Annotated in this window: 22 protein-coding genes; 12 read left to right on the forward strand and 10 right to left on the reverse strand. The window is 71.4% G+C overall.

Features of this window, described 5'->3' with window-relative positions:
* Positions 1-81: 81 nt before the first annotated feature.
* The 7 genes from HKK72_RS01065 to HKK72_RS01095 all read left to right on the forward strand — a co-directional run bounded on the left by HKK72_RS01065 (position 82) and on the right by HKK72_RS01095 (position 6,918).
* Positions 82-1,605, forward strand: coding sequence for an acyl CoA:acetate/3-ketoacid CoA transferase (locus tag HKK72_RS01065; protein ID WP_187232279.1), 1,524 nt, complete (start codon positions 82-84; stop codon positions 1,603-1,605).
* Positions 1,606-1,669: 64 nt separating this feature from the next.
* Positions 1,670-2,734: a zinc-dependent alcohol dehydrogenase gene (locus HKK72_RS01070; RefSeq protein ID WP_187232280.1), complete on the forward strand. Its 1,065-nt coding sequence runs from the start codon at positions 1,670-1,672 to the stop codon at positions 2,732-2,734.
* Complete coding sequence (locus tag HKK72_RS01075; protein ID WP_187232281.1) at positions 2,731-3,774, forward strand: Gfo/Idh/MocA family protein; 1,044 nt, start codon at positions 2,731-2,733, stop codon at positions 3,772-3,774. Before HKK72_RS01070 ends, HKK72_RS01075 begins: the two co-directional genes overlap by 4 nt.
* On the forward strand, positions 3,771-4,535 hold the full coding sequence (locus tag HKK72_RS01080; protein ID WP_187232282.1) for an enoyl-CoA hydratase/isomerase family protein: 765 nt from the start codon (positions 3,771-3,773) through the stop codon (positions 4,533-4,535). Before HKK72_RS01075 ends, HKK72_RS01080 begins: the two co-directional genes overlap by 4 nt.
* Positions 4,528-5,310, forward strand: coding sequence for an SDR family NAD(P)-dependent oxidoreductase (locus tag HKK72_RS01085; protein WP_187232283.1), 783 nt, complete (start codon positions 4,528-4,530; stop codon positions 5,308-5,310). The genes HKK72_RS01080 and HKK72_RS01085 overlap by 8 nt, the downstream gene beginning before the upstream one ends.
* A gap of 52 nt (positions 5,311-5,362) precedes the next feature.
* The gene (locus HKK72_RS01090) at positions 5,363-5,797 is read left to right on the forward strand and encodes a MaoC family dehydratase (protein ID WP_222720167.1); all 435 of its coding nucleotides are present in this window, start codon (positions 5,363-5,365) and stop codon (positions 5,795-5,797) included.
* On the forward strand, positions 5,794-6,918 hold the full coding sequence (locus HKK72_RS01095) for an acyl-CoA dehydrogenase family protein (RefSeq protein WP_187232284.1): 1,125 nt from the start codon (positions 5,794-5,796) through the stop codon (positions 6,916-6,918). The genes HKK72_RS01090 and HKK72_RS01095 overlap by 4 nt, the downstream gene beginning before the upstream one ends.
* 279 nt (positions 6,919-7,197) lie before the next feature.
* Here the strand turns inward: HKK72_RS01095 and HKK72_RS01100 are convergent, their stop codons facing one another.
* A complete protein-coding gene (locus HKK72_RS01100; protein WP_187232285.1) occupies positions 7,198-8,085 on the reverse strand; it encodes an LLM class flavin-dependent oxidoreductase in 888 nt (295 codons plus the stop codon).
* Positions 8,086-8,260: 175 nt separating this feature from the next.
* Between HKK72_RS01100 and HKK72_RS01105 the strand changes: the two genes are divergently transcribed.
* Positions 8,261-9,055: a thioesterase family protein gene (locus tag HKK72_RS01105; protein ID WP_187232286.1), complete on the forward strand. Its 795-nt coding sequence runs from the start codon at positions 8,261-8,263 to the stop codon at positions 9,053-9,055.
* 201 nt (positions 9,056-9,256) lie between these two features.
* Here the strand turns inward: HKK72_RS01105 and HKK72_RS01110 are convergent, their stop codons facing one another.
* The 3 genes from HKK72_RS01110 to HKK72_RS40475 all read right to left on the reverse strand — a co-directional run bounded on the left by HKK72_RS01110 (position 9,257) and on the right by HKK72_RS40475 (position 11,242).
* The gene (locus HKK72_RS01110) at positions 9,257-9,643 is read right to left on the reverse strand and encodes a RidA family protein (protein ID WP_187232287.1); all 387 of its coding nucleotides are present in this window, start codon (positions 9,641-9,643) and stop codon (positions 9,257-9,259) included.
* Positions 9,644-9,762: 119 nt separating this feature from the next.
* Positions 9,763-10,983, reverse strand: coding sequence for a YbhN family protein (locus tag HKK72_RS01115; RefSeq protein WP_187232288.1), 1,221 nt, complete (start codon positions 10,981-10,983; stop codon positions 9,763-9,765).
* A gap of 136 nt (positions 10,984-11,119) precedes the next feature.
* Positions 11,120-11,242, reverse strand: coding sequence for a hypothetical protein (locus HKK72_RS40475; protein ID WP_261986413.1), 123 nt, complete (start codon positions 11,240-11,242; stop codon positions 11,120-11,122).
* A 131-nt stretch (positions 11,243-11,373) separates the two neighbouring features.
* Between HKK72_RS40475 and HKK72_RS01120 the strand changes: the two genes are divergently transcribed.
* The gene (locus tag HKK72_RS01120; RefSeq protein ID WP_187232289.1) at positions 11,374-11,991 is read left to right on the forward strand and encodes a dihydrofolate reductase family protein; all 618 of its coding nucleotides are present in this window, start codon (positions 11,374-11,376) and stop codon (positions 11,989-11,991) included.
* A 126-nt stretch (positions 11,992-12,117) separates the two neighbouring features.
* Here HKK72_RS01120 and HKK72_RS01125 read toward each other — a convergent pair whose 3' ends face one another.
* From HKK72_RS01125 to HKK72_RS01150, 6 genes are all read right to left on the reverse strand, one after another.
* Positions 12,118-12,654, reverse strand: a complete 537-nt coding sequence (locus tag HKK72_RS01125; RefSeq protein WP_187232290.1) for a hypothetical protein — start codon at positions 12,652-12,654, stop codon at positions 12,118-12,120.
* Positions 12,655-12,765: 111 nt separating this feature from the next.
* Positions 12,766-15,222: an FtsX-like permease family protein gene (locus tag HKK72_RS01130; protein ID WP_187232291.1), complete on the reverse strand. Its 2,457-nt coding sequence runs from the start codon at positions 15,220-15,222 to the stop codon at positions 12,766-12,768.
* The gene (locus tag HKK72_RS01135) at positions 15,222-15,995 is read right to left on the reverse strand and encodes an ABC transporter ATP-binding protein (RefSeq protein ID WP_187232292.1); all 774 of its coding nucleotides are present in this window, start codon (positions 15,993-15,995) and stop codon (positions 15,222-15,224) included. Before HKK72_RS01135 ends, HKK72_RS01130 begins: the two co-directional genes overlap by 1 nt.
* A 112-nt stretch (positions 15,996-16,107) precedes the next feature.
* Entirely contained in the window at positions 16,108-16,716 is a 609-nt protein-coding gene (locus tag HKK72_RS01140) for a helix-turn-helix domain-containing protein (protein WP_222720168.1), read from the reverse strand.
* Between the two features lie 69 nt (positions 16,717-16,785).
* Entirely contained in the window at positions 16,786-17,043 is a 258-nt protein-coding gene (locus HKK72_RS01145) for a hypothetical protein (protein ID WP_222720169.1), read from the reverse strand.
* A gap of 121 nt (positions 17,044-17,164) precedes the next feature.
* Entirely contained in the window at positions 17,165-18,031 is an 867-nt protein-coding gene (locus tag HKK72_RS01150; RefSeq protein WP_187232293.1) for an SDR family NAD(P)-dependent oxidoreductase, read from the reverse strand.
* Between the two features lie 136 nt (positions 18,032-18,167).
* Here HKK72_RS01150 and HKK72_RS01155 point away from each other — a divergent pair, with 136 nt between their 5' ends.
* From HKK72_RS01155 to HKK72_RS01165, 3 genes are all read left to right on the forward strand, one after another.
* Positions 18,168-18,737, forward strand: a complete 570-nt coding sequence (locus tag HKK72_RS01155; RefSeq protein WP_187232294.1) for a TetR family transcriptional regulator — start codon at positions 18,168-18,170, stop codon at positions 18,735-18,737.
* A 35-nt stretch (positions 18,738-18,772) separates the two neighbouring features.
* On the forward strand, positions 18,773-19,381 hold the full coding sequence (locus tag HKK72_RS01160; RefSeq protein WP_261986414.1) for a DUF1349 domain-containing protein: 609 nt from the start codon (positions 18,773-18,775) through the stop codon (positions 19,379-19,381).
* 209 nt (positions 19,382-19,590) lie between these two features.
* A complete protein-coding gene (locus HKK72_RS01165) occupies positions 19,591-21,207 on the forward strand; it encodes an alpha/beta fold hydrolase (protein WP_187232295.1) in 1,617 nt (538 codons plus the stop codon).
* Positions 21,208-21,392 lie beyond the last annotated feature (185 nt).

The raw sequence follows: 21,392 nt of genomic DNA on the forward strand, positions 1-21,392 counted from the left end.
GTACCGGAGGATCGCCTCCCGATGTTGACAGCGGGTGCGGCGGCGTAGTTATGTAACCGGTTACAAGCGTTAGGAGCGAAGATGGGATCTGGACCACGGTTCGTCTCCGCCGACGAGGCGGTGGCGGGCATTCCCGACGGCGCGACCGTCGCGCTGACCGGTTCCGGCGGAGGCGTTCTGGAGCCGGGCTCGCTGCTCGCGGCCGTCGAGCGCAGATTCCTCAGCACCGGCAGCCCGCACGGCACCACGCTCGTGCACGCGCTCGGCCTCGGCGACCGTGACCGGCTCGGAACGAACGCGTTCGCGCACGAGGGCATGGTCAAACGGGTGATCGGCGGCCACTGGACCTGGTCGCCACGGATGATGAAGCTCGCCGCCGAAGACCTGATCGAGGCGTACGCCCTGCCGTCCGGCGCCATCAGCCTGCTGCTGCGCGAGATCGGGGCACGGCGACCCGGCCTGATCACGCGAACCGGGCTGCACACCTTCGTGGACCCGAGGAACGGCGGCGGCCGGGTCAATCGCGCGGCGCGCGAGGAGATCGTCGAACTCACCGGCTTCGACGGCGACGAATACCTGCGCTACCGGCCGTTCCCGGTCGACGTCGCGCTCATCCGCGGCACCGAGGCCGACCGGCACGGCAACATCGGCTGCGCCGACGAGGCGGCACTGCTCGACGTCGGCGCGGTGGCGCAGGCCGCCAGGGCGTCGGGAGGCACGGTGCTGGCACAGGTCAAGCGGATCAGCGAGACGCCGCTCGATCCTCGTGACGTCGTCGTTCCCGGCGAACTCGTCGACGTGGTCACCGTGTGCCCGGACCAGTGGCAGACCTACGCCGCCGAGCACGATCCGGCGCTGTCGGGGCCCGCCGACGACACCTCTTTCCCGGTCGACCTGGCCGACCCGGTGCGCGCCGCGGTGGCCCGCCGCGCGGCCATGGAGGTGCCCGACCAGGCCGTGCTCAACGTCGGCTTCGGGATGTCCGCGCACGTCATCGACGTTCTCGCCGAGCAGGGCAGGCTGAAGGGCACCACGATCGCGATCGAGCAGGGCCTGTTCGACGGCGTCCCCGCGTCGGGCGACCTGTTCGGCATGTCGCGCGGCGCCTCCGCGCGGGTGCCGTCCACGACGCAGTTCGACCTGTTCGGCATGGGAATGCTCGACGTCTGCTGTCTCGGGCTGGCGCAGGTGGACGCGTGGGGCTCGGTCAACGTCTCGCAGTTCGGCGGCCGGGTGATCGGCCCCGGCGGGTTCATCGACATCTCGCAGTACGCGCGCAAGGCCGTCTTCTGCGGAACCTTCACCGCCAAGGGACTGCTGGTGGACGTCCACGACGGCGGGATCACGATCACCGCGGAGGGCGAGGTGCCGAAGTTCGTCGAGGCGGTGGAGCAGATCACCTACTCGGGGCAGTTCGCGCTGCGGGAGGGGCGTGAGGCGCTCTTCGTGACCGAGCGCGCGGTGTTCCGGCTCACGACCGAGGGCGTGGAGCTCACCGAGGTGGCCTGCGGCGTCGACATCGAGCGCGACATCCTCCCGCACATGGGGTTCAGGCCGCTGATCAGGAATCCGCGGCCGATGCCGGCGGAGGTGTTCCGGGCATGACGGCGCCGGCCCTGATCGGCGACCGCGACGAATCGGCGACCGACCGACGAGGAAGGGACGAGGCATGCGACAGGTGAGGGTCACCGGGCCGGGCCGGGTCGAAGTGGTGGAGGCGCCGGCGCCTGAGCCCGGCGAGGGCCGGGTGCTGCTCGAACTGCACTCGGCCGGGATCTGCGGCGGCGACCTGTCGCTGGTGCGGGGCACCAACGCCATCGCCCGCTACCCCACCGTCCCCGGCCATGAATGCGTCGCCCGGGTCGTCGTCGCCCCCGGCGGCAGCGGTCTGAGCGAAGGCGACCACGTGGTCGTGTACCCGACGGTGTCGTGCGGGCGGTGCCGGGCCTGCGCGGCCGGCCGCACCAACCAGTGCGCCGACATCGCGGTGATGGGCCTGTCCCTGCCCGACGGCTGCTTCGCCGACCGCTTCGTGGTCGACGCCGAACAGTGCGTGCCGCTGCCGGAGGATGTCGGGCCCGAGCACGGAGCCCTCATCGAGCCGGTCGCCGTCGGCTGCCATGTGGTCGCCCGCGGAGGCGTAAGGGACGGCGACACCGCCCTGGTGATCGGATCGGGCACGATCGGCATGTCCACCGCGATGGTCGCCCGCGCCATGGGCGTCGGCCGCATCCTGTTCGCGGACCTGCATCCGAGCCGCGCGAGCGTGCTCGCCGAGCTCGGCTTCCACGATTTCACCGTCGCCTCGGGGGACGAGCTGGTGGCGTGGACCGAGGCTCAGGCCGGCCGTGTCGATCTGGTCTACGACACTGTCGCCCAGTCGGCGACCGCCGGGGTCGCGGCCGAGGTGCTCGCCGGCGGCGGCCGCTATATCGCGATCGGCGCGGCCAAGCCCGGCCATCGGCTGGAGCTGCCCTACGAGCGGTTCTACGCCCGCGAGCTGTCGATGATCGCCTGCCGGAACTACAGCCGTGCCGACTTCCGCGCCGCCGTGGAGCTGATCGCGGGCGGCCGGGTCGACCCGCGGCCGCTGCGCACCGGCGTGTACGGGCTGGCGGACGTCCAAGAGGCGTTCACCGCCCTCACCGAGCGTCCGGCGGACCACCTCAAGATCCTCATGACCCGGTCGGAGCTGGTCGGCTCCAGCGAACTGCTCGCCGGAGGCCCGCGATGAGCCGCCGGGTCGCGGTGCTCGGCGCCGGGCTCGCCGCAGGCCCGCACCTTGTCGCCCTCGAGCACGCCGGCTGCGAGGTCGTCACCGTGGCGACCCGTGATGAGCAGCGCGCGGCGCGGGTGCGCGGCCGGTTCCCCGGAGCACGCCGGTGCTGGCCGCCCGAGACCGCCCTGGCCGACGGCGTCGATCTGGCGCTCGTCCTCTCACCGCCCAGCACCCATCTCGAACTCGTCCGGGCGGTGGCGGAACGCGGGATCGACGTGCTGGTGGAAAAGCCACTAGACGTCGACCTCGCCCGCGCCGACGAGCTGGTGCGCACCGCCGAGCGAGCGGGCATCGGCCTGGCGGTCTGCTTCCAGCACCGGGCCAAGGCGGCCGGCCGGCGGCTGCGCGACCTGGTCGCCGGAGGCGGCCTCGGCACTCTCACCGGCGGCAGCGTCAACGTCCAGTGGTGGCGGCCGCAGAGCTACTACGACGAGCCGGGCCGGGGCACCTACGCCCGCGACGGCGGCGGCGTGCTCATCACCCAGGCGGTGCACGTCCTCGACCTCTACCTCTGGAGCGTGGGCCCGCCGCGCCGGGTGATGGCGCACGCGACCACGTCCGACCTGCACCGGCTGGAGGCCGAGGACACGCTCGGCGCCCTGCTCGACCACGGCGACGGCGGGATCGCCACCCTGCATGCCACGACCGCCGCTCCCCCCGGCCGGGACGAGCAGATCACGGTCTCCGGTGGCGCGGGCACCGCTGTGCTCACCGGCGGCGAGCTCGTCCTGTGCCGGGCGGACGGCTCCCCGGCCGAGACCTTGGCCACCGAGCCCGGGAGCGCGACCGCCGCCGACCCGTCGCTGATGCCGGCCGGCTGGCACCAGACCGTCCTCGACGACGCGCTGGACGCCTTCGCCACGGGCCGGGAACCGCTCGCCGGCGGACGGTCGGCGCTCTCGACCCAGCGAGTGATCGCAGCCCTCTACGCCTCGGCCGCCGCAGGCCGGTGGGTCGACGTCGACGACCGTGCGCTGCTCGGGGAGGTGCGATGAGAACCGTACGCGACGGGCACCTGCTGACCCTGACCCTCGGTCGGCCGGACAAGCTCAACGCGATGAACGCGCCGGAGTGGCGGGCCCTGCACGCGGCCGTCCGCAAGGCCGAGGACGATGAGGGCGTCCGCGTCATCGTGCTGCGCGCCGAGGGCCGGGCCTTCTGCGCGGGGAACGACCTCACCGCGATGGCCGAGTGCCGCACTCGGGCGCAGGCCCGCGCGTACTTCCTCGACACGATGCTTCCCGCGTTCGCCGCTATGGCCACCAGCCCGTTGCCGATCATCGCCGAGGTGGGCGGCATGGCGATCGGTGGCGGGGTGGAACTGATCCAGTTCTGCGACCTGGCGGTGGCGGCGCGGTCGGCGACGTTCCGGCTGCCCGAGGTGCGCGTCGGGGTTTGGCCCACGGTCTTCGCCGGTGCGGCTCCCTCGCTCGGGCAGCGCCGGCTCGCCCAGGTGCTCGCGCTGACCACCGAGCCGCTCACCGCCGAGCAGGCCCGTGCCGCCGGGCTCGTCACCCACGTGGTGGACGACGCCGAGCTGGCCGAGGCCACCGCCGAGGTCGCGCGCGGTGTCGCCAACGGCGCCCGCGCCGCGGTCGGGCACACCAAGCGGTTCGCCAACCGGGAGCTGATCGAGCACGGGCTGCCGGCCGTACGGGCGGCGCTCGAGGTCATGATCGAACAGACCATGTTCACGCCCGAGTACGAGCACGGCGTGGCGGGTTTCACCGGCCGGCGGGAGGCGGCCGATGGCTGATCCGGGTGCACGTGAGCACGCGCCGCAGAGGGCCGTGGCGGGCCGGCCGGCGCGGTTCGACTTCACCGGCCGCACCGCCCTGGTGACCGGGGCGGCCGGCGGGATAGGCGGCGCCATCGCGGCCGGGCTGGCCGCTTCGGGCGCGACCGTGTGGTCGCTGGACCGCGACGACACGGTGCGGGCGGCGGCCGACCGGATCGGCGGCCACACCATCGTCGGCGACGTGCGCGACCCCGGCCTGCCCGAGGCCGCCCTGAGCCGGATCGGCGACGTCGACCTCCTCGTCCTCGCCGCCGGAGTGCAGGTGCGCACCACCGGGTCCGGCATCACCGAGGACGACTGGCAGCGGCTCGCCGACGTCAACCTCAGCGGTCCCTACCGGATGATCCGCGCGGCGGTGCCCCATCTGCGGCGGCGCGGCGGAGGATCGGTGCTGGCGGTCTCGTCCATGTCGGCCGACCGCGCGGTCGCCGGCATCGTGCCGTACGGGGCGACCAAGGCGGCGCTCTCCCATCTCATCCGCGGCCTGGCCGTCGAGCTCGGCGAGCACCGCATCCGGCTGAACGGCATCGCGCCCGGCTACGTGCTGACCGCCATGACCGGGTCCCTGCTGGCCGACGAGGAGCGGGCCGCCCGGATCCGCGAGCGCATCCCGCTCGGCCGGCCGGCCGACCCCGAGGAGATGGTCGGCCCGAGCCTGTTCCTGCTGTCCGACGCCGCCGCCTACGTGACGGGCCAGATCCTGGCCGTCGACGGCGGCTACGCCCTGTCATGAACGGCGGCTACGCCCTGAACCGCGGCTACGCCCTGTCCTGAGGAGCCACATCGTGGGATTCACCGTGGGTGACGTCGTCACCTTCAGCAAGACCGTCTCGGAGAGCGACGTGTACCTGTTCGCCGGCGTGACCGGCGACCTCGCGCCCAACCACGTGGACGCGCGGTACATGGCCGGCACGCCGTACGGGCGCCGGATCGCACACGGCGTCCTGGTCCTCGGCTACACGTCGACCGCCTCGACGCGGGCGCTGGAACGGGCCGCCGAGCACGCGGTGTCCTACGGCTACGACCGGGTGCGTTTCACCGCACCCGTCTACTTCGGCGACACCGTCACCGTCCGCTACACCACCGAGCGGATCGACGCCGACGAGCGCAAGGTCTACTCCTCGGTGCTGGTGGTCAACCAGGACGACGTGGTGTGCCTCGCCGCCACCCACGTGCTCAAGCTCATCGATGCGATCGCGGATGGAGAACCGACCAGATGACGACCACCGACGGCCTGACCGACATGGTCCGTTCGTTCGTGGCGGCCGCGGTGCGCCCGGCCGCCGAGGACCTCGACGCCACCGAGCGCTTCCCCGCCGAGATCTACGCGCGGATGGGCGAACTCGGCCTGTTCGGCATCACCGTGCCGGAGGCCGACGGCGGCTCTGGCGGCAGCGTGGCCGACTACGTCACCGTGATGGAGGAGCTCGCCTACGGGTACGCGAGCGTCGCCGACCAGTGCGGGCTGGTCGAACTGGTGGCCTCGCTGCTGGCCGGGTTCGGCACGCCGAAGCAGAAGAAGACGTACCTGCCCGGGCTGCTCGCCGGCACCGAACGCTGCGCGTACGCCCTCACCGAGCCGCAGGCCGGCTCGGACCTCGGCGCCCTGTCCACCAACGCGCGCCGCGACGGGGACGGCTGGGTGCTCAACGGCGAGAAGATCTTCATCCACAACGCGCCGGTGGCCGACTTCGCGATGGTGCTGGCGGTGACCGACCCGGCCAGGCGCAAGCGCGGCGGCATGTCGATGTTCCTCGTCGACAGCTCTCTTCCGGGCGTCCGGCAGGCCTACCACGAGAAGAAGATGGGCCAGCGCGCCTCGCAGGTCGGCGGCTTCGTCTTCACGGACGTACGGCTGCCCGCCGACGCATTGCTCGGCGGCGAGGGCGAGGGGTTCGGCGCCGTCATGTCGGTGCTGGAGAAGGGCCGGCTCGGCATCGCGGCACTGGCCAACGGCATCTGCAGGGCGGCACTCGACACCGCACGCGAACACGCCCTCTCGCGGCAGCAGTTCGGCAAGCCGATCGCGCAGTTCCAGGCGGTCGCCTTCAGCCTCGCCGACATGGCGACCGACCACGCGGCCGCTCGCCAGCTGATCGAGCACGGCGCCGACCTGCTCGACCGGGGCGTCGACGCGGGCTCGGTCTGCTCGATGGCCAAGCTCTTCGCCTCCGAGGCCAGCATCCGCACCACCTCGCGCGCCGTGCAGATCCTCGGGGGCAGCGGTTTCATCCGCGGCGTCGAGGCCGAACGGCTCTATCGTGACGCACGGATCACCACGATCTACGAGGGCACCAGCGAGGTGCAGCGCATGATCATCAGCCGCGCGCTGCTCCGCTGACGCGACCGGTGAACGAGCCCGATGGCGATCGACCGGATGCGGTCACTGTCCACAGACTGTGGAAAACACGGTGGGTAACTGATCGTCGACCTGTCAACGACCTTGACCTCGGCAGGCCGCCGTCAGCGCTTCGGGCGTCCGTTGCCCCACGGGCGGCGCGGCCTCGAGCGACGCCGTACCGTGTTCATCCGCAGCCCTGAAACCGGCTGACCCGCCATCTCGCGAACTCTGGCCGCCACTGTCCACAGGTTGTGGAGAACTCGGCAGGTCGGATCCGCGTCAGCCGCGCTCCTCGGCGACCCGCTCCCGTACGGCCGGGACGACCTCCTCGGCGAAACGCCGCATCTGGGTGTCCTGGTCGCCTTCGGGCCACAGGATGAACGTGTCCATGCCCGAGCCGACGGCCAGGTCGGTGAGCTCGTCGGTCCACTGCTCGACCGGCCCGTTGAGGAAGCCCTCGGACGGCCCGACGGTGATCGCGCCGTTGACGTTGTAGAGCCGGCGGATGTCGGAGGGCTTGCGCCCGGCGTCGGTCGCGGCGGCATCGATGCGCGCATGCAGCTCCGGCAGCCGGTCCGGCGTCGCCCAGGTCGCCGAGGGCAGCCAGCCGTCGGCGGCCCGCCCGGCCAGGGCCAGCGCGCGGGGCCCGCCGACACCGAGCCAGATCTCCATCCGGTGCGCGGGCACCGGTCCCGCGTGGGCGCCCTTGAGCCGGTAGTGCTCGCCGTCGAAGCGCAGGCCGCGCTCGCCGCTCCACACCTTGCGGATGACCGTGACCGCCTCCTCCAGCGCGTCGATGGCCTCCTTCGGGCTGCGACGCGGCCCGCCGTACGCCTCGATCGCGTCCCAGAACGCCCCCGCGCCCAGCCCGAGCTCGGCACGGCCGCCGCTGAGGACGTCGAGGCTGGCCGCCGCCTTGGCGAGAACGGCGGGCGGCCGTAGCGGGAGGCTCACGACATCGGGGAAGACGCGGATCCGCTCGGTGGTCGCCGCGATCATGCTGAGCAGCGTCCAGGTGTCGACATAGCGCCGCTGGTAGGGATGGTCCTGCACGCCGACCAGGTCGAGGCCCAGCCGATCGGCCGTCCGCGCGGTGTCGAGGAGCGGATCGCTCGCGTTCGGCACCAGGAAATAACCGAACTCCAGTGGCCTTCCGTAGTCGCCCATACCGGCCTCCTCCTCTTTGAGGTTCCGCAGCTCAGAACCTCGGCGGGCCCCCGGTTGTTCCGCTGTCGGCGCCGTGCCCGCGCGGCGGTTACCGCACGGGTAATGGACCGGGCGCAGGCGGTGCCGCGAACCTTGGAGCTCGCGACGACGCAGCCAGCCGGAGAGGTCGACGCCCATGACCGCCGCTCATCCCTTCGACGCCGACACCGAGGTGACGCCCGCCGGCGACGGCCGGTTCGCGGCCACGCTGACCGAGCGGTGGACCGCGCTGACCGGTGCGCCCAATGGCGGATATGTCCTCGCGGTCTGCCTTCGGGCGCTGCGGTTCGCGATGCCCTTTCCCGATCCCGTGGTCGTGTCCGCCACCTTCATGCGCCCGGCGGCACCCGGCCCCGCGGAGGTCCGTACGGAGCTCCTGCGGTCCGGCAGGCGGGTCGCGACCGGCGAGGCGCGGCTGGTGCAGGGGGATGCCGAGGTGGTGCGCGCCGTGGCGTCGTTCTCCGATCTCCGCCTGGCCGACGGACCGACTCTGATCCTCAACCGGCCGCCCGCGCTGCCGCCGCCCCAGGACGCCGTCGACCCTCTCGGCGGCGGCGCGATACCGGGGATCACGATCGCCGACCGGGTGGAGTACCGGACCGTGGAGAAACCGGGCTGGCTGCGGGGCGAGCCGACCGGCGATCCGCGCTCAGAGCTCTGGATGCGGTTCAAGGAGCGGCGCGACACCGACCTCGTCGCGCTGGCCATGCTGGTCGACGCCGTCTCACCCGCCGTGATGGAGTTGGGGGCGTCCGGGTCGGCCACCCTCCAGCTGACGGTGCACTTGCGCGCTCATCCCGCGCCCGGATGGCTCGCCTGCCGGATGGCCACCCGCCATCTGATCGACGGTTACCACGAGGAGGATTTCGAAATCTGGGACTCCGATGGAGCGCTGGTCGCGCAGTCTCGGCAGTTCGCCCTGCTCCGCTGATCCGCGCCCTCCCGCCGATCCAGTTTGCCCACAGGCCTGTGGATAACTCGCCGTCGGGAGTCGGATCGGCCAAGTCCCGGCGGGCGGGCGATGCGCAGTCGGTATACCGGCCGAGCATTGATCGACGTCGATGCGAGCCGGCACGGACCATCCACGCCGGTCGTCCACAGGCCTGTGGAAAACCAAGGGGGATTTCCGGCCTCACGCCGCGGCGATGATCTCGATCTCGACCATCCAGTCGCTGACCAGCGTCTCGGCGACGATGGCCGTGGTCGGGACGGCCCGGCCGCCGAGGGCCGCCACGCGCGCCCTCGCGTTCGCCTCGGCGTATGAGACGTCACGCAGATAGCTGGTGACGCGTACGACGTGGTCGACGGTGAGGTCGGCCGAGGCGAGGATGGCCCGCAGGTTCGACCAGATGAGTTCGAGCTGCTCTTCGAGCGTGCTCCCTGGCACCCCGCCCGGATCCAGCCCCATGGTGCCGGCGACGAACAGCAACCGCCCGGCGCCCCGCACCTCCAGAGCGTGTATGTAGTCGTCACCGGTGGCGTAGACGCCCTCAGCCGGGTCGTGCGGCACGGTCTGCATGGGGCGTTCCTCACTGCTGTGGACGGACCTGACATCCAACTGCGCTGTTCAATTGCGCTGCTATTCAACGGGGAACCGGCGGTCGGTATCCATCGGATTTCCGTCCCGCCGGATGCCGTTCACAGAGTGTTGCGGCGGATGAGCACCGTGAAGGTGAGCGCGGCCGGAGCGAGCGGCAGCCACAGGGTCATCAGCCGGTAGCCGAGGACGGCCGCCACGGTGATGGCCCCCGGCACTCCCAGCCCGATGAGGGTGATGCCGAACGCCGCCTCGAGCCCCCCAGCCCCGTTGGGGCTGGGCAGGAACGCCGCCGCGCTGGTGGCCAGCAGGTACGCGCTCGCGACCGCGGGAAGCGCGATGCCGGACCCCAGGGCGTGCAGTACGGAGTACAACACCAGCACGTGGCATGCCGTCACCGCCAGCGAGCCGAGGAACAACTGGGCGAGCCGCTCGGGCCGGCGCGACAGCTCGCGCATCCCGTCGCGGCCGGTGCTGAGCGCGACGTCGCAGGCGTGGCGCACGCGTCGGCGTACGCCGGGCAGGCCCAACGCGATGGCGACCGCGGTCACCACCACGACGGCACCGACCGTGAGCGCGACGCCCGACCGGGCGATGGACGGGACGGTCAGCGGGGGCAGGGTGCCGGGGAAGGCGGCCAGCACCAGCACGAGTGCGACCACATGGACGACCACGCCGGCGGCGACGTTCACCGCGACGGCCGTCAACGCGGCCGGCATGGCGACGGCCTTCCGCACGAGGAAGCGGGCGTTGACCGCGCCGGCGCCCACGCCGGCCGGGCTGAACTGGTTGGCGAACGTCCCGGCGAGCTGGGTGGCGACCAACGGGCCGAAGGGCAGCCGCGCGGGCACCGAGCCCTGCTGTGCGACCGCCGAGGCGACCCAGCTCATCGCGGTCGCCAGGCCGGCCGCGGCGAGCCAGTAAGGATCGCCCGCGAACAACAGCCCGATGCCGTGGCCCAGTGTCTCGGCGTTCATGATCGCCCAGATGACGAGGACGCCGGGAGCGGCCACGGTGAGCAGCAGGCGCCAGAGGCGGCGACGCGTGAGCAGTGCGGGCCGCGCGGCCGGGGCGTCGGCTGAGATGACGGCGACTTCCGCTGCGGCTGCGAGTCCGGGAGCGACCTCGCCGCGAAGGGATTCGCCGGCCGCCGGCCGCTCGCCGACGAGCCTCGGCCGCTCTTCGAGCGCGACACCGCCGCGGTGGCCCGGCTGTCCGGCGACGACGCCCGTCCGGTGTCTCTGGTAGGCGTCGCGGTGCGCGGTGCGCGGACCGCCGGGCCGATCCGCGCGGGTCCTCGCATGCCTCACCGTCGTCGTCACAGTCGCTCCTCAGCTGCGGTCATATCGCTTGGAAACCGTGTGACAAGCGTGTCAACCAAGGGACGAATTTGCTCTGGCCCTAGCACCTCACCTGAAGGTGGGGCAAACCCCACCTCGATGCGGCCGTCAGCACCACTCAGCGGCGGGCGACCGAGGTGAGCTGCTCGCGCGCAAGCGCGCGCAGTCGTTCCAGGCGTTCGCCGTCGAGGGTGTCCGGTGCCGGTGTGAAGACGAAGAGCCGCTGGTCCTCACTGGGCAAATCGTGATCTTGCGTGTGCGTCCGGAGCAACCGACAATTTGAAGAGTCTTGACAAATAAATACGTCGGTGAGACCTTGAGGAGGCAGCAAGACGATCAGCACCGAACTCAGACATAGAGACGGAGCGACCCATGAAGCTCACGATGACCACCTTCCTGTCCGTGGACGGCGTCATGCAGGGACCGGGAGGGCCCGAAGAGGACCCGAGGGACGGGTTCGACAAGGGCGGCTGGCTGGTCCCCTACTACGACGACGACCAGGGGAGGCTCGTCGGCGAGTGGTTCGCCGCGGCGGACGGCTTCGTGCTCGGGCGACGGACCTACGAGATCTTCGCGGCTCATTGGCCGCGCGTAACCGACGAGAACGACCCGGTGGCGTCCCGGCTCAACAGCCTGCCGAAGTACGTCGCCTCGACCACCCTGGACAAGGTCGAGTGGAACAACTCGACGCTCATCTCGGCGAACGTCGCCGAAGAGGTCGCCAAGCTGAAGGAGCAGCCCGGCAACGAACTCCAGATCCACGGCAGCGGCGCCCTCGCCCGCACCCTGATGGAACACGACCTCATCGACGAGTACCGCCTGTGGATCTACCCGGTGGTCTTGGGCGACGGCATGCGTCTCTTCGAGCCCGGTGGCACGCCCAGCGCTCTACGGCTGGTCGACACCAAGACCACCGGTACCGGAGTCGTGATCCACGTCTACCAGCCGGCGGGCCGGCCGGAGTACGGCACCTTCTCCCTCGATCAGTGACCCTGGCCGCACCCCGGATCCCGGATCCCGGCGAGACGACGCCGCACCGTTGCGCGCAAACGGTGCGGCGCGGCCGCGGCGATCGCCGCTTCACGTCGGATCCGTCGAGGTGGTCGTCGCTCTCCACTAAGAGATCTTCGGCAGGACGTCCTCTCGCCACGCCCGGAGGCGCTCGGCAAGCGGGCCGCGGCCGGTCAGGACGTTGCGCACGTACGCATCACGCTCTTGGGCGAGTACCGCGGCCTCCCAGACGGACGGTGCCAGACCCACCTGAGCCGGCCGCAGCGAGCCGGGCCGGTCGGCCGGGCCCGTGAAGACCGACAGTCTCGACATGTAGCCCTCCACCCAGCTGTGGACGAGCACGTAGTCACCGTCCTCGCCCAGGTGCACGATGAGGCAGCCGAGCCCCAGCGCACCGAATCTGCGATCCGACCGCAACCGGTCGGCGGCCAGGTCGAGCGCGGCCTTCTCGAGCTCCGGCCCCGCCTCGCGCCCGGGGGCCTCGATGACGTACACCTTCATCTGGTGACCGTCCAGCGCGCGTACGCCGGTGAACCGGGTGGTCCGCTCGTGGTAGGCCTCGGTGAGTTCGAGCAGTGCCGCGTCGTCCACGCTGCCGGGCGGCGCCTCGGCCGGATCCGTTGTCGTGTGCTGATCGGTCATGCGTCCTCACCTCTGGCTCATGCCGGTGGTCGTTCACGGCCGGTGGTTTCACACGAAACACCCCGTGTGCCGCTCATCTTCCGGCCTGCACGACCTCCGGTCGAGGAGCGGTCAGCTCTCGCGAGCACCGATCGCCTCGGCCGGGTCGGCGGTCAGTGCCAGCCGGCCGGGCACGGCCGTGGCGAGCAGCGCCAGTACGGCTCCGGCTGCGATGACGGCCAGATAGATGAGCGGCGGAAAGGCCGGCCGCGCCGACCCGGTCATCCCGGCGCCGTACGCCGACAGCGTGACGTACGCGATGACCGTGCCGAGGGCGATGCCGATGAGGGCCACGACGAGGGTTTCCAGGCGCAGCATGCGCAGGATCTGCCGCCGAGTGGTGCCGATCAGCCGCAGCAGCGCGAACTCGCGAGTCCGCTCGGCGGTGGCCATGGCGAGCGTGTTGACGATGGCGATCGCCGTGAACGCGATGATCAGGCCCATGACGACGAGGTTGACCTCACTGCTGCTGTCCTGCCGTGCCTCGCGGAGCGCCTGCGCCTGCACGGAGGAGAGCACCTGGACGCCGGGGTGTCCTCCCACCGCCTTCCGCAGCGCCTCCGCCGTGCCGCCGGCCACGAGCACCTGCGGGGGCAGCGGGTCGTCGACGTGCGAGGCGATGGAGCTGTACGGCAGCAGCACGTCGCCGAAGCCCAGGCCACGGTCGTAGATCGCGGCGATGCGGGCGCGGACCGGGGTGCCGTCGCCGAGCGTGAGGCGCATCTCGTCGCCGAGGCCGGCGTGCATGTGCCCGGCGGCGGTGGCGCTGACCGCCATGGTGCCCTCGGCCAGCCGGTCGAGCGATCCGCTGCGGACGCCGGGGTCGATCGTCTGCGTCAGGCCCTCGGGCGTGACGCCCTGGGCGGTGTACTTGCCGCGCCCGGCGCGGATCGTCGTCGGCATGATCTCGGTGACGGCGCGCACGCCGGGCAGGCCGCGTACGGCCTGGGTGGCGGCGTGCGGCACCCGGCCGGCCAGCACGTTCTCGGCCTTCGCGCCGTCGCCCGACTGCCGGGTCGCCGCGTCGCCGACCGTGGCCGGCACGAACAGGATCGTGCAGGCCATGCCGATCGCGAGGGTGAGCGGGGTGATGACCGAGGCCAGCCGACGGGTGTTCGCGGTGGTGTTGGCGGCGGCAAGATGCCCGCTGACCCTCGACAGCCGTAGCGGAGCGGCCAGCAGCGTCAGGGCGACGCGCGCGATGACCGGGCCGAGCAGCGCGACCGCGAACGCGGCGAGGACGACGGACAGGAACGTCACCGGGGTTGCGGCGGCCTCGGTGTCGAGCCCGTGGAGCACGACCAGCAGCGTGATGTGCCCGGCCAGCACCACCAGCCCGATGAGCGTGCGCGCCCACGGCGGCCTGCGCCGTTCGATCGCCGCCTCGGCGAGGGCCTCGGCGGGCCGGATCCGCGCGGTGCGGCGTGCGGACAGGCGGGCGGCCGCCCAGCCGGCGAGCAGGGTGGCCCCCAGGCCGGCCGCCATCGGGAACGGGCTCAGCACCAGGTCGAGGTTCTGCGGTATCACGCCGTAGTCCACGAAGAGCGAGCGCAGCACCCGTGCCAGCCCCAGACCCGCGACCGCGCCGAGCAGGCCCGCGGCCACCCCGATGAGCAGCGCCTCCCGGCCGATCAGTTGCCGGACCTGCCTCGGTGTGGCGGCCACCGCGCGCATCAGCGCAAGCTCACGCCGCCGCTGTTCGATCGACAGCGCGAACGTGCCGACCACGACGAGGATCGCCACGAGCAGCGAGGTGCCGCCGAGCGCGCCGCCCATGCTGACCAGTGTCACCCGCGCCTTCGACGCGTCGATGAACTCCAGCGGCCCGCGTGCGTCCCCGGTGTAGACCTTGGCGGGCGTGCCGCGCAGCGCCTCGCGCACGGCCTTCTCGGCCGAGGCCGGGAAGACGCCGATCGCGGAGACCCGCCCTGGCCGCCCGGCCAGCCGCCGCGCCTCCTCACCGGAGAAGAACAGGCTGCCCTCGCGGGGCAGTGCCTGTGCGGTGACACCGACGACCGTGTACGTCTTCGCCTCGGCGGTGGCCGGCACCGTGACGGTCTCGCCCGGCCTTAGCCCGGCGCGGGCGTCCACGACGACTTCGCCGCCGCTGCGCGGTGCCCGGCCGGCCGCGAGCGTGAAGGGCGTGAGCGCCGCGGAGTCCCAGGCGTGCCCCTGCGCCGGCCCGCGCTCGGTCCGCGCCGGGAAGGTCACCTCGGGGACGACCTTCTCGACGCCGGGCAGTGCCTTGAGCCGCTCCGCGAGGTCGGCGGGCAGCCAGGCGCGCTCGGTGAGCGGCTTGGACTTGGTCTTGACCTTGTCCTTCTTGTGCTCGGTCCAGTGGACCTGCTGGTCGGCGCCGATCAGGATCGGCGCCCCGGCGTACCGCTGCGCCGGGATGCCGCCGCGCAGGCCGGTCTCCAGCAGCACGCCACAGGCGGTGATCAGCGCGGCCGCGCACATGAGGGCGACGAACGCGCCGGCGAAGGCACCCTTGCGGGTGCGCAGCGTGTTCCAGGCGAGCGACAGCATCAGGCCCGCCCTCCCAGCGTGGCCATGCGCTCGGCGACCCGGTCGGCGGTCGGCCGGGACATGGATTCGGCGATCCGCCCGTCGGCCAGCAACAGCACGGTGTCGGCATGGCCGGCCGCGACCGGGTCGTGGGTGACCATCACGACGGTCTGGCCGGTGTCGTCCACGGCCTCCCGCAGCAGCGTGAGCACCTCGCGTCCGGTGACGGTGTCGAGCGCGCCGGTCGGCTCGTCACCGAAGATCACCTCAGGGCGGGTGACGAGCGCGCGGGCGATCGCGACCCGCTGCTGCTGCCCGCCGGACAGTTGCGCCGGCCGGTGATGGGCGCGGTCGGTCAGGCCGACGCGGGCCAGGATCTCCGCCACCCACGTGCGGTCGATCCGGGTTCCCGACAGCCGCAGCGGCAGCGTGATGTTCTGCGTGACGTCGAGCGAGGACACCAGGTTGAACGCCTGGAAGACGAAACCGACGCGGCTGCGCCGCAGCTCGGTCAGCCGCACCTCGTTCATGCCGGTCAGATCGGTGCCGCCCAGCAGCACGGTGCCGGAGGTCGGTGTGTCCAGGCCGGCCGCGCAGTGCAGGAACGTCGACTTTCCGGAGCCCGACGGGCCCATGATGGCGGTGAAGGTGCCGCGCGGGATGCCGATCGTCACGTCGTGCAGTGCGGTGACGGCGGCGGCTCCCCTCCCGTACACCTTGCGCACCGAAGCCAGGCTCACCGCGTCGGCGCTCGCTGTCGGCGCGCCGGCGGCGCCCTTGTGCTTGAGCAGCATGAGCTGCTCTCCTTTCCCTGGGAAGTGCGTTTCGGTGAGAAGCCCTCACGGGCGTCGTGCGTGCTCTCCACTCCTGGTCCGCCGAGCGGCCACTCGGCGGACCAGGCTCATCTCACTCGGGCTCGGCACCCACGTCGGCGTCGTCGGCCTTGGCGGTGTCGTCCGGAGCGGGGAAGGCCAGGAAGCGGGCTGACACCGGGCGGGCGTCGCCTGGAATCTCCGCGCCGTCCCGCTTGAAGCGGTTCACGAGCTTGATGTACTCCTCGAAGAACGCGCGGAGCTCGTCCAGCGTGAGGTGCAGGACCGAGCGGGAGTACGGCACCGCGTCGGCCCACTCGCCCATCTGCTCCCGCTGAAGCTGAAAGCGGGCGAACTGCTCGAAGTCGGCCTCGAACGACATGCTGTTCATCTCGTCGAGCACGGCCCGCATCTCCGGGCTCTGGCGGCTGTACGGCGGGAAGCGGCGGTCGCCGCGCACCGCGCGCCACCATCGCTCCCGGCCGTGTGCCTTCTCGGGCATCTCCTCGACAAACCCGTGCTTGGCCAGTTCTCGAAGGTGGTAGCTGGTCGCCCCGGTGTTGAGCGCCAGGGCGCGGGCGAGGGTGGCCGAGGTGGCCGGGCCGTGCAGCGCCAGCTCCTCGATGATCTTCTGGCGCCGTGGATGGGTGAGCGACTTCAGCACTTCGAGATCGTTGATCTCCTGCGGCATGGGCGAGCTCATAGATGCACAATATGCTGTGCACAGAGAATTGTGCAACCCCCGCCGATGCGCGTGCTCAGAGGCGCGTGCTCAGGCGGCGAGTCGATAGTCGGCGTAGGCGCGGGTCACCGCGTCCAGGGCCCAGTGCATCCGATCCGTGTACGTCTCGGGATGGTCGCCGGCCTCCTGCGCCACATACGCCGCGCAGAACTCGTGCGATCCGGAGCAGGCGCCGAGCCGGTCGTGGATGGCCTGGCGCACCTGATCCGGCGTGGGGTCGGCGGATGGCTGCAGGTCGCAGGCGAACAGCACGTCCGCCAGATCCGGAACTCTCATCGTGGTCGACATCAGGTGGCTTCTTCCCTCCGGGGGCCGCCGCCCCCTCTCACTTGCAATGCTGCCTGCCGGCGGCCCTGACGGCATCGAGGGACACCCCCAGATCGGGGTGGGCGTTAGCCCCCACCGCGCCTCAGAGCTCTCCGAGCGGGTCCAGTTCGGCGGCGGTGGCGGAGTCGTGGTCGGTCGACAGGCTGAGCTCGCGCCACTGGGCGTCGGCGTCGGCGCGGGCCTGCTCCACGGCGGCGGCGTAGCGGACGGCGTCGCTGCCCAGCAGCAGCCGCACCGGCGGTCGGTCCAGCTCGACGACCTTGAGCACCACCTGGGCGACCTTGGCGGGATCGCCGGCGGCGTTGCCGGCGCCGCCGTCCCTGAGCCGGGCCATGGCGCCCACGGTCTGCTGGTACGGCTCGCTGATCGGCGGAATCGACATCGACGAACCGGCCCAGTCGGTGCGCATGCCGCCGGGCTCCAGCACGGTGACCTTGATCCCGAGCGGGGCCACCTCCTGGGCGAGGGCTTCGGAGAATCCGGCGACGCCCCACTTCGCGGCCTGGTAGGCCGACAGGCCCGCGGTGGTCACCCGGTCGCCGACGGAGGAGATCTGGATGATGTGCCCGGACCCCTGCTCGCGCAGTACCGGCAGGGCCGCCTTGGTCACGTTGACGACGCCGAGCAGGTTCGTGTCGATCTGGGCACGGAAGGCCTCGGCGGTGATGTCCTCGACCGAGGCGAGATCGGCGTAGCCGGCGTTGTTCACCACCACGTCAAGGCGTCCGAACGCCTCGACCGCGGTGCGCACGGCCGCTTCGGCGGCGGCCGGATCGGTGACGTCCAGCGCCACCGTGCGCACCCGGTCGCCGTACCGCTGCGTCAGGTCGGCGAGCGATCTCGGGTCACGGGCCGTGGCGAGGAGCCGATGGCCGTCCGCCAGTGCCGCCTCGGCGATCTGACGGCCGAGACCACGCGACGATCCGGTGAGCAGGAAAACTCTGGTCATGATGTGGGGACCTTCCACTGGAGATGTCGATCGGGACGGGGCGGTGTGCTCCGGCCGTGCGACTAAACGGTTAGTTGAAGCAAAGCATTCTCTGCTCCGTGCTGTCAACTAACCGGTTAGCCGATACGGTGTTCTCATGGCCGGGGACGCAGAGGTGACCAAGCGGCGTCTTCTCGACGCGGCGACCGCCGAGTTCGCCGCCTTCGGGATCGCCGGGGCGCGGGTCGACAGGATCGCTGCCGCCGCGAAGTCGAACAAGGCGCAGATCTACCACTACTTCGGCAGCAAGGACGCGCTGTTCGACGCGGTGTTCAACGCCCTCGTCGTACAGACCGTCCGCGAGACGCCGATCGACCCGGCCGACCTGCCCGGCTACGCCGCGCGGTTGTTCGACGGCTTCGAGGATCATCCGCAGGTGCCGCGGCTCGCGACCTGGTACCGCCTCGAGCGCGCCGGCACCCAGGAGCCGCTGGAGACGATCGTGTCGAGCAACCGCGACAAGGTCGCCGCCATCGCCACGGCGCAGAAGGAGGGGCGTCTCCCCACCCGCTTCGCCGCCGAGGACCTCCTCGCGCTCGTCCTCGCCATCGCCTCGATGTGGACCACGCTGACGCCGGAGTTCGCCGCGCTGGTGAGCGGGCACGGCCGCGACCACCGCCGCCAGATCGTGATCGACGCCGTGACCGCGCTGCTGTCCGGGCGTTGAAAAGCGCCCCTGGCACTCTCGTCCGAGGGGAACCGATGCACATGGATGGGCGGCGCGCGGTCGGCTGGAGCGAGGCGACCTGGCTCAACCCGCCACTCGCCGTCGAGCCGGATGGCGACGATCTGGTGGTGACCACCCGGGACAGGACCGATTTCTGGCGCACGACGAGCTATGGCTTCGTACGCGATGACGGGCACGCTCTGCTGACGGGGCTCCCCGACGGATCGGCCGTCGAGGTGAGCTTCCTCGCCTCGTTCGACGAGTTGTACGACCAGGCCGGGGTCATGGTCCGTGTGGACGCGCAGACCTGGATCAAGGCCGGCGTCGAGATGACCGACGGCGTGCCGCACCTGGGCGCCGTGGTCACCCGCGGTCGGTCCGACTGGTCGCTCGCTCCCGTGCCGGAGTACGCGGGGCGCGAGGTCACTGTACGAGCCAGCCGCTCCGGCGATGCCGTGACGATCAGGGCGCGATGCGAGGACCGGCCCTGGCGCATGGTGCGGTTGGCTCCGCTCGCGCCGGAGGCCGCTGCGTTCGCCGGCCCGTTCTGCTGCTCACCGCAGCGGGAGGGACTGCGCGTCCGGTTCACCCGGTTCGCCGTCGGGCCTGCCGACGCCGCACTCCACGCCGTCCCCGACGCCTGACGCCATACGCCTGCAGCAGGCCCGGCCCGGACGGCCGCCGCCGGCCGACCCTGCGATCGGCCTCCGCGTCGTCGCGACTCGATCACGGTGCGTCAAGCTTCGGCAAAGTTAAGGTGAGAAACCTTCCGCTGGGCATCGTCTAACGTCCAAAATCTCCCCTGATTCACTGTTCGCACGAATTAAGGCTTTTCAGCCTGTCTGGGGGGTTTGTGAAGAAGCTTGCCGTTGCCGCCGCGACAGCCGGTCTGCTGGCCGGGCTCGGTCTCCACGGCGCCACGAGCGCGTCGGCGGCCTCGGACCAACCCCGTGCCTTCCAGCCGGCGAAGCTCGCCTGGCATCCCTGTCAGGCGGACATCGTCACGGGAGCGAAGGCCTACGACGGCCTCGGCGCGACCCCGGTATCGACGAGGATCCAGTGCGCCGAGCTGCGGGTTCCGCTGGACCACGCCCGCCCCTACGGCCAGAAGATCACTTTGCAGCTGACCCGCACCCCGCACACGGGCGAGGGCAAGGCCAAGGGCGACATCGTCGTCAATCCCGGGGGTCCGGGCGGCGGGGGCGCCCTGTTCGGCCCGCAGGTCTTCGCCCAGAACTCGGCACCGATGCAGGCGGCCTACAACGTCATCGGGTTCGACCCGCGGGGCATCGGGTTCAGTACGCCCAAGCTGAGCTGTGACGTGACCTACAGCAACGCCCCGCGCCCGGCGTACGGCGACGGCGGGAGGGAGACCGACGCGGCCTGGCTGAAGCGGTCCAAGGCCTACGCCGACGCGTGCGCGGAGAAGTTCGGCGCGGGTGCGAAGGTGAACCTGCTCGACCACATCAAGACCATCGACTCGGTGCGGGACATGGACACGATCCGGGCGGCGCTGGGCGATGAGAAGCTGGACTACTACGGCGCCTCGTACGGCACCTACCTCGGGCAGACCTACGCCACCGTCTTCCCGAAGAACGTCGGCCGCATGGTCCTCGACGGCAACGTCGGCCCCGGGAACGTCTGGTACGACGCCCAGCTCGCCCAGGACCGCGCGTTCGACAAGAACATCGAGTACTACTTCGGCTGGATCGCCAAGTACGACCAGCGCTACCACCTCGGCGACACGCAGGGGAAGGTCCGGGACTTCTACTACGACCTCGAGGCCGCGCTGGCCGACAAGGCGGTCACCTACACGGACCCGCGGACCGGCGTGGTGACCGCGGTCGGCCCGGACGAGCTCGTCGACACCGTCCAGAACGCCGCCTACCGGCGCAGCCAGGCCGTCTGGGACGCGTACGCGAGCGCGCTTTCGGCGTACAAGTCAGGCGACGAGGCGGCCTTCGCCGGCACCTTCGGGGCGCAGACCACCGGCGGCAGCGACGACAACGAGTTCGCCGTGTACAACGCCGTCCAGTGCACCGACGCACAGTGGCCGCAAAGCTGGCGGAAGTGGCACCGGGACGCCGTCGCCGTCAATGACGAAGCCCCCTTCGAGACGTGGGGCAACGTCTGGTTCAACGCCCCCTGTCTCTTCTGGCACGCCAAGGCCGGTACGCCGATCAAGGTCGGCCACACCAAGGACCTGCCGAAGAACATCCTGATGTTCCAGTCCACCGAGGACGCGGCCACGCCGTACGCGGGCGCGCTCGAGCTGCACAAGATCCTCAAGGGCTCGCGCCTGGTGGTTCAGGACGGCGACCGTACGCACTGCATCGTGCACCGCGGCGACCTCCGGCCGGGCGGCGTCGACGCCTACTTCGACGCCTACTTCCTGAACGGCACCCGGCCCGAGAAGGACACCGTGCACGTCTCGCAGCTCGGCGATCCGACGCCGCCGCCGGTTTCGTAGAACCGGTGTCGCGGGCGCGGAAAGGGGCCTCTGAACGGCAGAGGTCCCTTTCCGCTGCGCCTAACTGGCCGAGACGATTCGCAGGACTCCCGATGGGAGGTCCGACGTGGTCGAGATCGCGGCCCGCGACGCGACCGCTCTGATCGACCAGGCTCGCGACCGTCTCCAGCGATAGCCACCGGCAG

The sequence above is a fragment of the Actinomadura sp. HBU206391 genome, from assembly GCF_014323665.1.
In the GTDB taxonomy this organism is placed as follows: Bacteria; Actinomycetota; Actinomycetes; order Streptosporangiales; family Streptosporangiaceae; genus Actinomadura_C.

Coding starts and splice junctions, on each gene's coding strand:
- HKK72_RS01065 (WP_187232279.1), top strand. CDS start 82: ATGGGATCTGGACCACGGTTCGTCTCCGCCGACGAGGCGGTGGCGGGC.
- HKK72_RS01070 (WP_187232280.1), top strand. CDS start 1,670: ATGCGACAGGTGAGGGTCACCGGGCCGGGCCGGGTCGAAGTGGTGGAG.
- HKK72_RS01075 (WP_187232281.1), top strand. CDS start 2,731: ATGAGCCGCCGGGTCGCGGTGCTCGGCGCCGGGCTCGCCGCAGGCCCG.
- HKK72_RS01080 (WP_187232282.1), top strand. CDS start 3,771: ATGAGAACCGTACGCGACGGGCACCTGCTGACCCTGACCCTCGGTCGG.
- HKK72_RS01085 (WP_187232283.1), top strand. CDS start 4,528: ATGGCTGATCCGGGTGCACGTGAGCACGCGCCGCAGAGGGCCGTGGCG.
- HKK72_RS01095 (WP_187232284.1), top strand. CDS start 5,794: ATGACGACCACCGACGGCCTGACCGACATGGTCCGTTCGTTCGTGGCG.
- HKK72_RS01100 (WP_187232285.1), bottom strand. CDS start 8,085: ATGGGCGACTACGGAAGGCCACTGGAGTTCGGTTATTTCCTGGTGCCG.
- HKK72_RS01105 (WP_187232286.1), top strand. CDS start 8,261: ATGACCGCCGCTCATCCCTTCGACGCCGACACCGAGGTGACGCCCGCC.
- HKK72_RS01110 (WP_187232287.1), bottom strand. CDS start 9,643: ATGCAGACCGTGCCGCACGACCCGGCTGAGGGCGTCTACGCCACCGGT.
- HKK72_RS01120 (WP_187232289.1), top strand. CDS start 11,374: ATGAAGCTCACGATGACCACCTTCCTGTCCGTGGACGGCGTCATGCAG.
- HKK72_RS01125 (WP_187232290.1), bottom strand. CDS start 12,654: ATGACCGATCAGCACACGACAACGGATCCGGCCGAGGCGCCGCCCGGC.
- HKK72_RS01130 (WP_187232291.1), bottom strand. CDS start 15,222: ATGCTGTCGCTCGCCTGGAACACGCTGCGCACCCGCAAGGGTGCCTTC.
- HKK72_RS01135 (WP_187232292.1), bottom strand. CDS start 15,995: ATGCTGCTCAAGCACAAGGGCGCCGCCGGCGCGCCGACAGCGAGCGCC.
- HKK72_RS01140 (WP_222720168.1), bottom strand. CDS start 16,716: ATGAGCTCGCCCATGCCGCAGGAGATCAACGATCTCGAAGTGCTGAAG.
- HKK72_RS01145 (WP_222720169.1), bottom strand. CDS start 17,043: ATGTCGACCACGATGAGAGTTCCGGATCTGGCGGACGTGCTGTTCGCC.
- HKK72_RS01150 (WP_187232293.1), bottom strand. CDS start 18,031: ATGACCAGAGTTTTCCTGCTCACCGGATCGTCGCGTGGTCTCGGCCGT.
- HKK72_RS01155 (WP_187232294.1), top strand. CDS start 18,168: ATGGCCGGGGACGCAGAGGTGACCAAGCGGCGTCTTCTCGACGCGGCG.
- HKK72_RS01160 (WP_261986414.1), top strand. CDS start 18,773: ATGCACATGGATGGGCGGCGCGCGGTCGGCTGGAGCGAGGCGACCTGG.